The 15,717-nt window shown below is 63.7% G+C and carries 8 protein-coding genes; 1 reads left to right on the forward strand and 7 read right to left on the reverse strand.

The genetic code is table 11. The annotated features are described in order from the left end of the window. Positions 1-4 precede the first annotated feature (4 nt). Positions 5-1,747, reverse strand: a complete 1,743-nt coding sequence (gene fadD28, locus BST40_RS03405) for a fatty-acid--AMP ligase FAAL28/FadD28 (protein WP_075545340.1) — start codon at positions 1,745-1,747, stop codon at positions 5-7. Between the two features lie 576 nt (positions 1,748-2,323). On the opposite strand from fadD28, the gene pks2 reads away from it, so the two are divergent. Then, on the forward strand, positions 2,324-8,629 hold the full coding sequence (pks2, locus tag BST40_RS03410) for a sulfolipid-1 biosynthesis phthioceranic/hydroxyphthioceranic acid synthase (protein WP_083153430.1): 6,306 nt from the start codon (positions 2,324-2,326) through the stop codon (positions 8,627-8,629). A 222-nt stretch (positions 8,630-8,851) separates the two neighbouring features. On the opposite strand, the gene mtf2 is transcribed toward pks2, so the two are convergent. From mtf2 to BST40_RS03440, 6 genes are all read right to left on the reverse strand, one after another. Beyond that, the gene (mtf2, locus tag BST40_RS03415; RefSeq protein ID WP_083153432.1) at positions 8,852-9,661 is read right to left on the reverse strand and encodes a fatty-acid O-methyltransferase Mtf2; all 810 of its coding nucleotides are present in this window, start codon (positions 9,659-9,661) and stop codon (positions 8,852-8,854) included. A 565-nt stretch (positions 9,662-10,226) separates the two neighbouring features. Next, positions 10,227-10,949 carry a rhamnosyl O-methyltransferase gene (locus tag BST40_RS03420; protein WP_373420077.1) on the reverse strand — a complete coding sequence of 241 codons (723 nt, stop codon included), beginning with the start codon at positions 10,947-10,949 and terminating at the stop codon, positions 10,227-10,229. A gap of 772 nt (positions 10,950-11,721) precedes the next feature. Next, positions 11,722-12,981 carry a phthiocerol/phthiodiolone dimycocerosyl transferase gene (locus BST40_RS03425; protein WP_075545337.1) on the reverse strand — a complete coding sequence of 420 codons (1,260 nt, stop codon included), beginning with the start codon at positions 12,979-12,981 and terminating at the stop codon, positions 11,722-11,724. A 48-nt stretch (positions 12,982-13,029) separates the two neighbouring features. Further along, a complete protein-coding gene (locus tag BST40_RS03430; RefSeq protein WP_371687017.1) occupies positions 13,030-13,857 on the reverse strand; it encodes an ABC transporter permease in 828 nt (275 codons plus the stop codon). Then, on the reverse strand, positions 13,857-14,723 hold the full coding sequence (locus BST40_RS03435; protein WP_075545335.1) for an ABC transporter permease: 867 nt from the start codon (positions 14,721-14,723) through the stop codon (positions 13,857-13,859). The genes BST40_RS03430 and BST40_RS03435 overlap by 1 nt, the downstream gene beginning before the upstream one ends. Then, a complete protein-coding gene (locus tag BST40_RS03440) occupies positions 14,720-15,709 on the reverse strand; it encodes an ATP-binding cassette domain-containing protein (RefSeq protein WP_075545334.1) in 990 nt (329 codons plus the stop codon). Before BST40_RS03440 ends, BST40_RS03435 begins: the two co-directional genes overlap by 4 nt. Between the last annotated feature and the right edge of the window lie 8 nt (positions 15,710-15,717).

Below are 15,717 nucleotides of genomic sequence, written 5' to 3' on the forward strand. Positions count from 1 at the left end.
CTTGTTAAACGTCTAAGCGAGCGAATTGATCTTGGCGGTATTGCTCGACGCATGCTGCTCGCCTGACCTTGCCGCTGGTGGTAATCGGGATCGAGCCCGGCGCAACCAACACCAGGTCCGCGACGCTAAGGCCGTGCGAAGCCGATAAAGCCGTGGTGACTTCACGCTTAATGGCGCCCAGCCGCTCCATCGCATCGGGATCCGAGTCGCCGCGTTTTTTCAGTTCGATGATGGCGACCAGCTTTTCGGTGCTGCGATCACTGGGGACTGCTATTGCCGCGCAGCGGCCCCGGGTGATCTCTTGGATCGTCGCCTCGATGTCGTCGGGAGAGTGATTGCGCCCGTAAACGATCAGCAGGTCTTTGATCCGGCCGATGATGAAGAATTCGGCGTCCCTGACGAAACCCGAGTCTCCGGTTCGCAGCCAAGGACCTTCGGGTGTTCCCGCCAAGGGGTTCACAATCTTTGCGCCGAAAGTGCGTGCATTCTCTTCCGGCTTTTGCCAATAGCCGGTAGCGACGTTGTCGCCATGCACCCAAATCTCACCGACCGTTCCTTCCGGGCATTCGGTGCTAGTCTCCGGATCCACGATTCGCACGATGGGTGATTGCGGCAAAATATAGCTGACTAGCGCTGTGCCGTCTCCGTTATTGCAGGGCTTTGCTTCGCCGTCGGTCAATTTTTCGGTTTCGAAATCGACAAATTTCGGCGGATGGTTAGGCCTGCTGGTGGCCACGAAGACAGTTGCTTCTGCCAGGCCGTACGAGGGACGGATCACCTTTTCTTGCAGATTGAAGCGCGCAAATCGGTCGGCGAAGCGCTTGATCGTCGCCGGGTGCACCCGCTCGCTGCCACTGAGGATGGTGAGTACTTCGCCGAGGTCATGCCCGGCCATTTCCTCGTCAGATACCCTTTTTGTCGCCAGTTCGAAGGCGAAATTCGGCGCTGCGGAGAATGTGTGCGGAGTGCTGGCCAGCATGTGTAACCACCGTGCCGGACGTGCCAGGAACGCGACTGGGCTGGTCAACAGTGAGGGATATCCCCCCAAAATTGCCGCACAAACTCCCAGAACCAAACCCATGTCGTGATAAAACGGCAGCCACGAAACCAGGGTCGAACCTGGCGGGGGGATCCCGTCAGTGTCGGCAAAGTAGCCGGCCATCAGCTGTTCGAAATTAGTCCGCAGGTTCTGATGTGTCATCACGACGCCCGCCGGGGTACGGGTCGACCCGGAGGTATATTGCAGATACGCAATCGAGGGGTGGTTATCGTCGCCGGCACTGGATCCACTCGCAGAATCCAGGTCCAGTAAATCAACTTCGATGATCGAGGGCGCGGACTTACCGGGCTGCGCGGTAACGTGCTGGCTGACATCGTCGATAACCGAAGATGTCGTGAGAATGGCACCCGGCGACGCGTCCTGCAGTACCGCATCAACGCGTTCATTGGTGGCGCCGCCCTGAGGGACCGCAAGCGGAATCGCGATAACTCCGGCCTGTAACGCGCCGAGAAAAGCGGTGATGTAATCGAGTCCCTGGGGGGCCAATATCATCGCGCGCTCACCGGCCGGAACGCAATGACTCAGCTCGCGTGCAACGTTCAACGTTCGCCGGTACAACTGTGACCACGTCAGGCTTTCGGGGACACCGGCCCAGTCCTTTTCGTAATCGATGTAGGTAAACGCTGGGTCATTGGGCTGTAGCCGGGCGCACGCGCGGAGCGCAGCCGGCAGGGAACGCACACTCATGAGCTATCACGTTACCGTCCGGCCGTCATGACGGCTGTGAGACGGCATCCGCAGGGTTAGGACCCAGCGGGCTGCAGGGTCACAACCGCCGATTCAGCGGGGCCCGGCGCCGATGACGCAGGCGCAGCGAGGCGATGTCGACACGCTGGTCGCGCCATGCGGACCTGCCGGGCTCGGCACTGTGGCCGCCGGGGAACCCATCGCAGCGTTTGGCACGTCATGGCGTCATCTCGTCATGGCGTCATCTCGACGTTATGGACGTCAGGTTGCTGCCGAGGCGAACCAGGCTGCACAGGGGGACCACCCTCGTCACGAGCGTCGGTCGGCGGTCGGTGATTTTCATTTGCGCTGCTCAGGCAGCTAACCGCAGCGGAAACCGGAGGAATTCGCCCCATTGGTCCTCAGAATCTTGTACAGCCGTCTAAGCTTGTCTCTCCGAGACCTGCCTTGGTGTCGAGATCCGGGCTGGGGACTGGCAGAGCGGCGGTGCGGCCAGCTCGCTGCCTGTTGTGAAAAATTCGGGGATGTCGTCGGGGAACTCCCGTTGAGCTGAGCTGAGACGAGGTTAGAGAGCGAATGGAAACACGTGTCACTCCCATTGCGGTCATCGGCATGGGATGTCGGCTTCCGGGGGGAATCGACTCGCCCGAGAAACTGTGGGAGTCGTTGCTGCGTGGCGACGACTTGGTCACCGAGATTCCACCAGACCGCTGGGAGGCCGACGACTATTACGACCCTGAGCCCGGAGTGCCTGGGCGGACGGTGTCGCGGTGGGGTGCGTTCCTCGACGACGTCGCCGGATTCGATGCCGAGTTCTTCGGGATCAGCGAGCGGGAGGCGATCTCGATCGATCCGCAGCACCGGCTATTGCTGGAAACCTCGTGGGAGGCGATCGAGCATGCCGGCCTGGACCCGGCGTCGCTGGCCGGCTCATCGACGGCGGTGTTCACCGGTCTGACACATGAGGACTACCTGGTGGTCACCCATGGAGCCAGCGGCTTGGCGAGCCCCTACGTGGTGACCGGACTGAACAACAGCGTGGCATCCGGGCGGATCGCCTACGCACTGGGCCTGCATGGTCCGGCGTTGACGTTTGACACTGCGTGTTCGTCGGGTCTGATGGCGGTGCACTTGGCCTGTCGCAGCCTGCACGACGGCGAAAGCGACCTGGCGTTGGCGGGCGGCTGCGCGGTACTGCTGGAGCCGCACGCAAGCGTGGCGGCATCCGGTCAGGGCATGCTCTCACCGACCGGACGTTGCCACTCCTTCGACGCCGACGCGGACGGGTTTGTGCGTTCCGAGGGGTGCGCGATGGTGTTGCTCAAGCGGCTGCCGGATGCGCTGCGCGACGGCGACCGGATTCTCGCCGTGGTGCGCGGCACCGCCACCAATCAGGACGGTCGCACGGAGACGCTCACGATGCCGTCGGAGGATGCCCAGGTGGCCGTGTACCGCGCGGCGTTGGCGGCAGCGGGCGTGGAGGCCGAAACGGTCGGCGCGGTCGAGGCGCACGGCACCGGCACACCAATCGGTGACCCGATCGAATACCGGGGCCTGGCGCGGGTGTACGGCGCCGGCACCCGGTGTGCGCTCGGGTCGGCCAAGAGCAACATGGGCCACAGCACTGCCGCGGCGGGGGCGGTCGGTCTGATCAAGGCCATTCTGTCCATGCAGCACGGGGTGCTGCCGCCGCTGCTGCACTTCAACCGCCTTCCCGATGAACTTGCCGGGATCGAGACGGGACTCTTTGTGCCGCAGGCGGTTACGCCGTGGCCCAATGGCGACGACCACGCGCCGAAGCGGGTCGCGGTGTCGTCGTTCGGGATGTCGGGAACGAACGTACACGCGATCCTGGAGCAAGCACCGGCACAGGCACCAGGCCGCGCAGTAGTTTCCGCGCCGGCGTCCGAGGCGGGGGGGCCGCTGCTGTTCCCCATCTCGTCCAGCTCCACCGAAGGGCTGCGACAGACCGCACGCCGGCTTGCCGAATGGGTGGAAGACCACCAGGACTCCGTGGTGCCGTCGGATGTGGCCTACACGTTGGCGCGGCGGCGCGCGCCCCGGCCGGGGCGCACCGCGGTGGGGGCCAGCGGTCTGCCCGAGCTGGTCCAGGGGTTGCGTGAGGTCGCCGATGGCGAGCTCCCGTATGAGGCCGCGGTGGGGCAGGGCGACCGCGGACCGGTGTGGGTATTTTCCGGTCAGGGTTCGCAGTGGGCGGCGATGGGCGTTGACCTGCTGGCGAGCGAACCGGTTTTCGCCGCCACCATCGCGGCGCTCGAGCCGGTCATTGCCGAAGAATCGGGCTTTTCGGTCACCGAGGCCATGACTGCGCCAGAGACGGTGACCGGCATCGACAAGGTGCAGCCGACCATCTTTGCAATGCAGACCGCGTTGGCCGCCACGATGGAGCAGTCCTACGGAGTCCGCCCGGGCGCGGTGGTCGGACACTCGCTGGGCGAAGCGGCCGCAGCCGTGGTCGCTGGAGCGCTGTCGCTGGAAGATGGGGCGCGGGTCATCTGCCGCCGCTCGAAGTTGATGTGCCGCATTTCCGGGGCCGGCGCGATGGCGTCGGTGGAACTGCCTGCCAAGCAAGTGAATTCGGAGCTGATGGCACGCGGAATCGACGATGTCGCGGTCTCGGTGGTGGCCTCGCCGCAGTCGACGGTGATCGGCGGCGCCACCGAAACGGTGCGCGATCTGGTCGCACGGTGGGAGCAGCGTGACGTGATGGCGCGGGAGGTGGCCGTCGATGTCGCATCGCATTCGCCTCAAGTCGACCCGATCCTTGACGACTTGGCCGCGGCCTTGGGTGATCTCAAACCGATGACACCCAAGGTTCCGTACTACTCGGCGACGTTGTTCGACCCGCGCGAGCGGCCGGTGTGCGATGCCCGGTACTGGGTGGACAATCTGCGGAATACGGTCCAATTCGCTGCGGCGGTGCAGGCTGCGCTGGAGGACGGCTACCGGGTCTTCGCCGAGTTGTCACCTCACCCGTTGCTGACCCGGGCCGTCGACCAGACCGCCCGCAGTCTCGACATGTCGGCGGCGGCTCTGGCGGGCATGCGGCGTGAGCAGCCGCTGCCGCTGGGGCTGCGCGGATTGCTGACTGATCTGCACAGCGCGGGTGCCGCCGTGGACTTTTCGGTGTTGTATCCCGCGGGCCGGCTCGTCGATACGCCGTTGCCGGCGTGGACCCACCCGCACTTGTACATCGAAGGCGAAGGGCAAGAACAAAGGGCGCAAGGCGCCTGCACCATTACCGTGCATCCGCTGCTGGGCTCGCATGTGCGGCTCACCGAACAGCCGGAGCGCCACGTCTGGCAGGCCGATATCGGTACCGCGACGTTGTCCTGGCTCAGCGACCACCAGGTGCATAGCGTGGCCGCACTGCCCGGCGCAGCCTACTGTGAGATGGCGTTGGCCGCGGCGGGGGAGGTTTTCGGCGAGGCGTCGGAGGTCCGCGACATCGCCTTTGAGCAAATGCTTTTGCTCGACGAGCAGACCCCGATCGACGCAATCGCCTCGGTCGATGCGCCAGGTGTCGTCAACTTCGCGGTGGCGTCTAATCAGGACGGTGAGAGTACGCGGCACGCCACCGCGACGCTGCATGCCGTCGCGGACGATTTGTTGCCGCCGGCCTACGACATCGCCGCCCTGTTGGCGGCGCACCCGTCCAGTGTGAACGGGGCCGAGATGCGGGAATCGTTCGCCAAGCGTGGCGTTCAGTTAGGTTCCGCGTTCAGCGGTCTGGCCACCGCGCACACCGCGGAGGCCGGAGCCGGCACCGTGTTGGCGGAGGTCGGGTTGCCCGCTTCGATCCGCTTCCAACAGGGCGCCTACCACGTTCATCCCGCGCTGCTGGATGCCTGTTTCCAGTCGGTCGGTGCCGGCGTCGATGCCGCCGGCAGCGGTGGTCTGCTGTTGCCACTGGGTGTGCGCAGCCTGCGTATCTATGGACCAACACGCAATGCCCGCTACTGCTACACACGGCTGACCAAGGCCGGGGTCACTGGGGGCGAGGCTGACCTCGACGTGTTGGACGAGCACGGGACCGTGCTGCTGGCGGTGCGAGGCCTGCACATGGGAACCGGTACGTCCGAAAGCGCCGAGCGCAACCGCGTGCTCAGCGAGCGGCTGCTGACCCTGGCGTGGCAGCAGCGAAACCTGCCCGAGGCCACCGCGGCCGAGGCGGGATCATGGCTGCTGATCGACGCCTCCGACGGCGCCGACATGCTGACTTCCACGTTGACGGACGCCCTGAAAACCCACGGCCCCCAAGGCACCGAATGCAGCACCCTGCACTTGCCGAGGGAGGTCGAGGCGGCAACCACGCTGGAAAGGCTCGGCAGTCAGCTGCGTGCTCGCGCGAACAACGGTGTCGTGATCCTCTGTGGGCCGCGCGGCGGCGAGCCGGACCAGGACAGCCTGTTGGAGGGCCGCGAGCAGGTGCGTCATCTGGTTCGGATCATCCGGGAGCTGGCGGAATTGGAGGGTGAGCTTCCTCGCCTGTTCGTCGTGACCAGGCAAGCCCAGATCGTTCGGTCGGACGACCAGGCGAACCTGGAGCAGGCCGGGCTACGTGGCTTGCTGCGGGTGATCGGCAGCGAACACCCGCTGTTGCGCACCACCCACATCGATGTGGACGAACACACGGAAGTAGAAAAGGTGGCCCAGCAACTGCTGGGAGGCTCCGATGAGGACGAGACCGCCTGGCGCGATGGTGACTGGTATGTGGCGCGCCTTTGCCCCAGCCCGCTGAGCCATGACGAGCGACAAACCACCACTGTCGACCATGAACACGACAGTGTGCGGCTGCACGTTCGCACGCCCGGCGACCTGCAAACACTGGAACTCGCCGCCTGTGATCGCGTTCCGCCCGGGCCCGGGCAGATCGAGGTGGCTGTCACCCACTCCAGCATCAACTTCGCCGACGTTCTTATCGCGTTCGGAAAATTCCCCATCATCGACGACCGCGAGCCGCAGTTGGGCATGGATTTCGTCGGTGTGGTGACGGCAGTCGGGGAAGGGGTAGTCGACCACCAGGTCGGTGACCGCGTCGGCGGCTTTTCCGAAGGAGGCTGCTGGCGCAACTTCCTCACGTGCAACGCCAACCTCGCAGTCACGCTTCCACCCGGGCTGGCCGATGAACAGGCGATCGCGGCGGCCACCGCAAACGCCACCGCCTGGTACGGGCTGCACGACCTGGCCGGGATCAAGGCCGGTGACAAAGTGTTGATCCACTCCGCAACTGGTGGCGTGGGACAGGCGGCCATTTCCATCGCGCGTGCCGCCGGAGCGGAGATCTTCGCGACCGCCGGCAATCCGCGCAAGCGCGCCATGCTGCACGACATGGGCATCGAGCACGTCTACGACTCCCGCAGCGTCGAGTTCGCCGATCAAATCCGGCGCGACACCGACGGGTACGGGGTGGATATCGTGCTGAACTCGCTGACCGGTGCGGCTCAGCGGGCCGGGCTGGAGCTGCTTGCGTTCGGTGGGCGGTTCGTCGAAATCGGCAAAGCCGACGTGTACGGCAACACCCGGCTGGGTCTGTACCCGTTCCGTCGCGGGCTGACGTTCTACTACCTGGACCTGGCGCTGATGTCCGTGCTGCAGCCCGACCGCGTCCGCGAGTTGCTCACCACGGTGTTCAAACTGACCGCGGACGGTGTGCTGACCGCACCGGAGTGCACGCACTACCCGCTGGCCGACGCTGCCAATGCCATCCGGGCGATGAGCAATGCCGAGCACACCGGCAAGCTGCTGCTCGACATGCCGCGCAGCGGGCGCAGCAGTGCCGTGGTGTCTCCGGAGCGGGTGCCGGTGTTCCGCCGCGACGGCGCCTACATCATCACGGGTGGCCTAGGGGGTCTTGGCCTGTTCTTCGCCTCGAAACTGGCTGCGGCGGGCTGTGGTCGGATCGTGCTGACCGCTCGTTCCCAGCCAAACCCCAAGGCGCGGCAGGCCATCGAGAGTCTTCGCGCGGCCGGTGCCGACATCGTGGTGGAGTGCGGCAATATCGCCGAACCTGAGACCGGTGATCGCCTGGTGAGCGTGGCAACCGCCACCGGGCTTCCGGTACGCGGCGTGCTGCATTCGGCGGCGGTGGTCGAGGATGCCACGCTGGCCAACATCACCGATGAGCTGATCGACCGCGACTGGTCCCCGAAGGTTTTCGGATCGTGGAACCTGCACCGCGCCATGAGTGGACAGCCGCTGGACTGGTTCTGCTTATTCTCCTCGGGTGCGGCCCTATTGGGGTCGCCCGGGCAGGGTGCCTATGCCGCGGCCAACAGTTGGGTCGACGCCTTCGCTCACTGGCGCCGTGCGCAAGGACTGCCGGTCTGCGCGATCGCGTGGGGTGCGTGGGCAGAGGTAGGTCGCGCCACGTTCCTGGCCGAGGGCGGCGAAGTCATGATCACCCCGGATGAAGGTGCGTACGCCTTCGAAACATTGCTGCGCTATGACCGCGCATACACCGGGTACATCCCCATCATCGGGGCGCCTTGGCTGCCCGACCTTGTCCGGCGCAGCCCGTGGGGTGAAATGTTCCAATCAGCTGGCCAAGGCTCAAGGGGCCCAAGCAAATTCCGCACCGAGCTGATGTCGGTGCCGCAAGATGAATGGCCCGCCCGACTGCGGCGTCTGATCGTCGAGCAGGCTAGCGTGATCCTGCGTCGCACAGTCGACGCCGACCGCCCATTCCTCGAGTACGGTCTGGACTCTTTGGGGATGCTCGAAATGCGTACTCACATTGAGGCCGAGGCCGGGATCCGCCTGTCTCCCAAGGTCATCGCGACGCACAACACCGCGCGCGCCTTGGCCCAGCACCTGGCGGACACGCTGGCCCAGGAAGAAGCGGCGACGCCGGCGGCATAAAGGCCGGAGCTTGGTTGACCCCGGGGACGACTCGCTGGTCGTCCCCGGTGCCTCCTACCCGGCCGCCAAAGTTGTTGGCCGGACAACGTTTTCTCAGGACCCCCCATGGGCGCTGTCGCGGCGACGCAGCGTCAGCGGTTTCGAAGACGAGGCCTGGATCAGCCGCTGGTTCAGCGGTATCCCGCGGGACGCCTGCGGTCGGTCAATGTCTCCGACGCCGCCTCAGGGTTTGGTTAAGCAATAGACGCGGTAAGAGAATCCCCAGCTTTTCAGGGGATGTGTGGTCTTGCCATCCACTGCGAAAAGCTTTGCGTATACGCCCCGTAGCAGCCGCGGCGTATTGCGATCGTAAAGCGCCTTCAGTGACGGCGACAATTTCTCGTATCCGCGCAGGATCTCATCATTGACCTCGGTCTGCGAAACGATTCGCATTGGCGCGTTGGCCAGCGCCGTCTCCCAGGCGGCAATGCCAAACGGGAGCCGGAAATCGGTGTACAGGAAATGGCCTCCCGGACGCAGGACCCGCGCCACTTCGCCGAGGAAACGAGGGAAATCAGGGTAGTAGAGTGAGGATTCGATGTTGATCACGGCCTCGAACGATTCGTCGGCGAACGGCAGGTTCTGAGCATCGCCCTGCACGAAATCGAGGCCTGGAACATGGTGTTTCTTTTGGCAAAACGCAACGCCGGCCGGGTTCAGGTCCAATCCGGTGTAGGACGCCGGGTGCAGGGTACGTGTGAGGTATGAGGCTCCGCCGCCGTGTCCGGCACCGACCTCCAGCACCCGTTTGCCGGTGAGATCCACCTGGGCCGCAACACGGTGGTAAAGCTGGATGGAGTACCGGTCGGGCTCGTCAGCGGGTTCCAGCGGTATCGCCATCGGTGGATCCTCTTCGTAGCCCATGTTGAGGAACACCAGCTCATCGGTGGCGACGCGCTTGGTGAACGAAGGGTAAATGTACTTCTGGGCCTTCTGATTCAGCTTCCAGCCGACCGGGAGAACCACGTCGTACACGCGGTCTTTGAGTGCCATATGCGGAGTATGACAGGCCGCCGGTCAAGGTCCAAATGGTCCGCTCGGTGACCGCCGGAGCGGTCTGCCACGCCTCCGCCGCTATGTCCGCTACTGATACCGCTGATACCGCTGCCCCTCAACGGTTGGTACCACGGCGAGCTGATTCCGCCAGCCGCGGCGTCACCGGGGCTTCGGGTTGTCTGCGCCGCGCAGTTTGTGGGCGACAAACTCGTTGCGCCCGTGAGGGTGTCGAGTGCTGATTGACACTACGCAACGGCAGGTTGACGCATGCGATCAACCGGCCTGGCCGCGTACCCGTCTGGCGGCATCGCAAAGCCTCAGCCAGTCGGCCGGACACTGCCGGGGCGGTGGACCGAGCATGTCGGGGGCATTCGGCCAGCGCGCCCCAGCCGTGGAGAATGTCCACGGCGTCGTCTCCGACCATCCGATGAACCCGGGAAATTATTCGGCACAGCGCAATTGGCATCTGTGGCAGAACGGATCAGCCGCCGCGCCGGTCGCTCGCATGCCCGGCACCTGCCGCGCATACGGCCTCGGCCATCCAATTCTGCTGGCGGACCGCTTAGTTGCGGATCAGGAACCCGTTAGGAGCAGATGTCCAGCCGAACTTGTTCTCCCGCGCCACGTCATGCTTGTAATCGTTTGGGAATTCACGCTCGTAAGCCTCGATGGCCTCGTATGGGCCGGGTCCGAACCCCGGGAGGACGGGATGCCCATTGATATCGGAGTCCTCGACTATCAGGTAGTCGCCGGAGGAGAGAAGGGGCCGCAGCAGTTTCATCTCGGCCAGTACGTGATCCATGGAGTGGTCGCTGTCCAGGATGGCGAAGATGGTGCCGCGGTACTCGCCTTTGAGTCGTTCGATGTGCTCGGCAACGGCTGGGACGGTGGATGAGGACTCAATGAACAGAATGTCAGGATCCCGACGGGCCATTGGATCGAGGGCCTTGTGTGAGATGTCGACTGAGACCACCTTGAACGGTTGGCCGGTGTGTCTCATGACGTTCGCGAAGAACAGCGCCGAACCGCCGTAGCGGCTGCCGAACTCGATGACCAGCGAGGGCTTCAAGCCGAACAGGATCTCCTGGTAATTCCACATATCGCTCACGGACTTCCAGCACTGGACGCCCAACCACGTAGTCTGATTCCACACCAAATTGCTGTAGTACCACTTATGGTATTCCTCCGCCGCGGAGCCGGTCGGTCGGTAAATCAGTTGGGCCACAGCGCTGGTGAGTTTCCGCAACACGTCCATCAGTCGCATGAATGTGCCCGCCACGTCCATCCCGTCATCTCCTCACTAGCCAGTCCGCGGTTATTGAAGTATTGGCCATTTGACCAGTTGCCGGACGGAACCTATGGTGTCGGCGCGGACTCGAGTATGGCGATCCTTCAGGCCCGCATGTTGTCAACCTAGTTGGCTCCGTGAGTTGCCTCTCTCCGGCTCAGTGCCAGGTCAGCGCGACCCGGCCTACCGGCTCAAGATGTTCTGAGGCGGCCACTGCACCGCAGGATCGTAGCAGATACCCGCATTCGTTGGTACGGCGATTGACGGCAAATTCGGGTTAATGCGATTGGCGTCGGCCCTTTTCGAAGTTAGCGCACCCGCCCGTCCTGCAAATGAAAGTGAGCTTTCTTATGATCATCATCACGGTGGAGAATACGTGGAAAGCGTCGGTGTGATGTCGCACGCTGGACGCCGTTATGGCGCCAGACCTTGGGGCACACCGGACAAGGTTCCCAGGATGTTGCGACGCAGGGTGTCCATTCGCCGTTGGTGCCGTGTGGCCGGAGAATACCTCCGCCGGACCAGCAGTGGAGGTCGCGGCCGTTATCGTCTGCTCTTAACTCAGCTCGACACCGTCGCCGCCGACATCACCGGGTCCGCTGATCTCCTGTGCCCCACAAGATTGGATTGGCTCAATGACGCGGATCAAGCGCCGGTCCGGCGTGGTCGGCAAACCGGTTATCCGGCAACGCCGCCGCTACCTGCATCACCCACGAGACGCCAGCTCCCCGGCTGGTTGACGAATTACTCTGCAGCCGTTGACATCCGGTTATTCCATAACCCAGCCATACTCGGAGGGAACAGTGCACAGCATGGAACGTATCATCTCGAGGGACTTTTCCGGTTCCGCCAGGTGCCCATGATGCTCGATGATCAGTTGCCCATCGTAGACGCCACACGAATACAGATCGAGAGGGACGCTGATGGAGCAATAGAACTGGCCCCGAATGTCTTTCAGCTCAAGACCCGGTGGTGTGCGCATAGTTGGGAACGCGGTTGCGTCGGTGCAGAAGACAAGTGGCGGCAGCCCGGCAGGAGTTCCTTCGAATGCTGTGCCGAAGTGGAGCCCCGACTGCTGGATCACACCATTGGCCAAATCAGCGCGCAGGGTGGCAACGATATCGCTTGCCAGATCGACGATGTCGGTATCCGGGCCGATCTCCGCAAGGTAGGAGGCTGCCCCGAGCAGGTTCGTGCTTTCGGTCGGCGCCACCGGCGGCGCAAGAAGAAATCGCAAGTCGACGGGGTAAACGTAGGGGATCGGGACGTGCGGGGTGTTGCGCAGCCGCCACTCGGTCAGCAGGATAGCCGCCGCGACCACGGCGTTGACGCTGAGTCGATGTTCACGCCCGAATGCAACGAGGTCCGATGTCTCCAGCTTGGAGAGCAGGAGTCTGCTCACTGGAACAGCTTGGGGTGATCCAGGATCGGCGAGGACAGCCGCCTTGGTGGTGTCAGGAAGCTCATAGGCGAACATCACCGACATGAAACGCTCGGCTCCCGATAGCCCTTGCTTCTTGACGCCCCGCTGTTCGAGCAGGATCTCCATGGGCAGCGGGGCGGACTGCGGGATTATCGGACCGGGATCACCGGTAGTTACCGCATCGGTGTACCGGGAGAACAGCTCGTCTACGAGAGCGGCCCCGTGGTGACCATCGGCCATGCTGTGATGGACATACAGGGTCAGCTCGGCCCCTCCCTCGTTGAGCGTCAGCCGCGAATCCATCAACGACACACTCTGGTCGAGCCGGATCTGTGAGTCTCCCGAAGACGCCCCGTTGGTGCCGTCGACGACACAGATCCCCGAGTGGAGCATGTCGTCGGCAACCAGATTCCAACCGCCATCGGGGCTTGGCTCGAGGTGACCCGCCAAGACCGGATGGGCCTCGAGGAGGGCATCGAAAGCATCCGACAGCGCGTCGACGTCGACCGCGCCGCGCAGCTGGATTGTCATCGACGTGAAAACCTCGTACTGCGCAAAGATTTCTTCACTGTGCGACAGCTTTCGAATCACGGATCCGGAAAACACCTCAAGAACCCCTACTGGTCATTGCATGCCGGGCCAGCGCATGCTCGGTCAGTGCGTGCTGGCCCGTCGGTAACCGATGGCCATCGGTACCGCGCATGCGACGCAAATACCGATGGTCCACACCAGCATCCCGATCATCGGAGACAGGACCGGGCCGCCCATCGCATAGCCTCGCATCGCCGCGATGGCATAGCTGACTGGCTGATGGGCGACGACCGGCTGAATCCAGCCTGGATAAGAGTTGAGCGGTACCAGGCCGGTGGAGAAGAAAATCGCGATCGCTTGCACCAGCTCCACGCCTTCAACCACGACGGTCTGCGCGGTGTAGAGCGCGACGGTGGTGACGATGGCGGCGATAGCGATGCCCAGTATCACCGGGACACTTACCCACATGAGGCTCGGGATCACGCCCTGCCGAAACCGGAAACCCAACACAACGCCCGTGCCCAGCATCACCAAAGTGGTGAACAGCGTCCGTACCGCATTCGCCAGAATTCGAGCGATCAGACCCGATGCCCGGTGCACCGGCACCACCCACAATCGGGAAAGCAAACCCATGGAGCGCTCGCGCATCAGGTCTATCGCGACAAATGTTGAGCCAGTGATCGCGGCACCGATCGAGATGAGCGGAACAATGCTGTAGAGCCCGCTGTCGTGGGTCACGGCGTAAGCCAGGTTACCGAGCACGATGTTCAACACCACCATGAACAGAATCGGCAACACGATCGCTCCGACGACGGTGACATAGTCACGCGCCCACCGAATGAGTAACCGCTTGGTCTGCAAGAGAGTTTGCTCAACGAGCAGGCGAACAGAGTTCTCCGGGTTCTGCGAGCGCGCCGGCGCGAGCCCGACTTCCTCAGTTGTGGCCGGCATCATCGCCGCCTGGACAATACGACGACGGACATGGGCACCAACAACAGTGTGAAACCGACGATCCATGCCAGCGTCGGTGCCATCACAGGCCACGTCACCGGTAAGACTCTCTTGGTGGTATCTCCGGCCAGCGCCCGCATCGCCTCAACGAACTGCGAGATCGGTTGGTTGCGGACAAACGGGTGGATCCACCGAGGAAACAGCCTCAACGGCATCAGGCCGACCGACAATAGTCCGAAGATCAAAATGGGCAAGGTCAGCAGCGGCAGCATGGCGTCGGGGTTCTTGGTAACTGTGCCAAGCAGGTCGGTGCCGAATGACAGCACAGCCCCGATCGCCAGCACCAATAAGCAAAAGCCGACGATGTAGAGGGCCCCGCGGTGGAACCGGAATCCGATCACGTAGCCGCAGACCAGCGATACCGCCAAACCGATGGAGCACCGGTACACCGAGACCGTCGCGCGGGCAAGCACCGGCGTCACCGGGGCGATCGGCATCGAGCTAAACCGTCTATTGACACCCAGCAGCGAGTCGGTTGCCGCCCGGAAGCCCGACCCGATGGCGGCGAACGAGATGGCCTGCAGTGTGACCAACGGCGTGATGTACTGCCCGAGGTTACTGGCGACGCCGGAGCTTGCACCCCCGACAAAGTGGTTCCACGGTATGGCGAAGGGTATGTAGAAGCCCACCATGAAAACCACCGGCGCGCCGGCGGTGGTGAGCAACTCGCCGATGCTCGTGCGCAAGAACAAGCGACTGATGAGCACCCGCCATTGCCGAAGCGTCGACTGGTTCAGCTTCTCCACGGTCGGGCTGAACCCCTTGAAGGCCGGTGCCGGGGTGGGAACGGTGGCCGCGGCGCTCATCGCATGCCCGCCGACGCTAGATGACTCAGCGACTCGCTGGGATCTGTTGTCATGGACAGGAATACGTCATCGAGCGACGGCCGGCGTAGCGCGATGTCGGCCAGCTCGATGTTCGCCTCGTCGATTCGGCGCGCGGCCTCGATCAGGGTGTGCGTGCCGTCTGGCGCCGGCATTGTGATCCGGTCTGACTCGGGTGTCAGGATGGCCCTGCTCTGCTCGGGCAGCAGCGAGCCGAGCGCCGCGACGATGGCGTCCAGGTCCTTGAGATCTCGCGGCACGATTTCGCAGAATGTGTCGCCGGCACGGTGCTTGAGCTCATTCGCGGTGCCCTCGGCGATGATCGTGCCGTGGTCGATCAAAATGATCCGGTCACTGAGCGCATCCGCTTCCTCGAGATACTGTGTCGTCAACAAGGTGGCGACGCCGAGCTTCTTGAAGCTGGCCACCAGATCCCAAATCGCCTGCCGGCTTCTTGGGTCCAGTCCCGTGGTGGGCTCGTCGAGGAAAGCCACTTGCGGCTGGACCACCAATCCGCACGCGATGTCGATGCGCCGACGCATCCCGCCCGAATAGGTGCTCACCCGCCGCTTCGCGGCATGCATGAGCCCGAATTGCTCGAGCAGTTCCTGCGACCTGCGACGTGCTTCGGACTTGCTCAGCCCGTACAGGCGACCGAACAACACCAGATTCTGCTCACCGGTCAGGGCGTCGTCGACGGCCACCTGCTGTCCGGTGACCATGATCGAGCGGCGCACACCGGCCGGATCCGAAACGACGTCGTGGCCGGCGACCGTCGCCGAGCCGCCATCGGGCCGGGTCAGCGTCGACAAGATGTCCACCATGGTGGTCTTGCCGGCTCCGTTGGGACCGAGCAGCCCGATCACTTCGCCGCGGCCCACTTCGAAACTGACGTCATCGAGGGCCACTACCGTGCCGAACGCCTTGTGAATCCCGCGGACCACTACTGCCATGTCGTTGTTGCGCATTCCGATCC

The organism is Mycobacterium persicum (genome assembly GCF_002086675.1).
GTDB classification, from domain to species: Bacteria; Actinomycetota; Actinomycetes; order Mycobacteriales; family Mycobacteriaceae; genus Mycobacterium; species Mycobacterium persicum.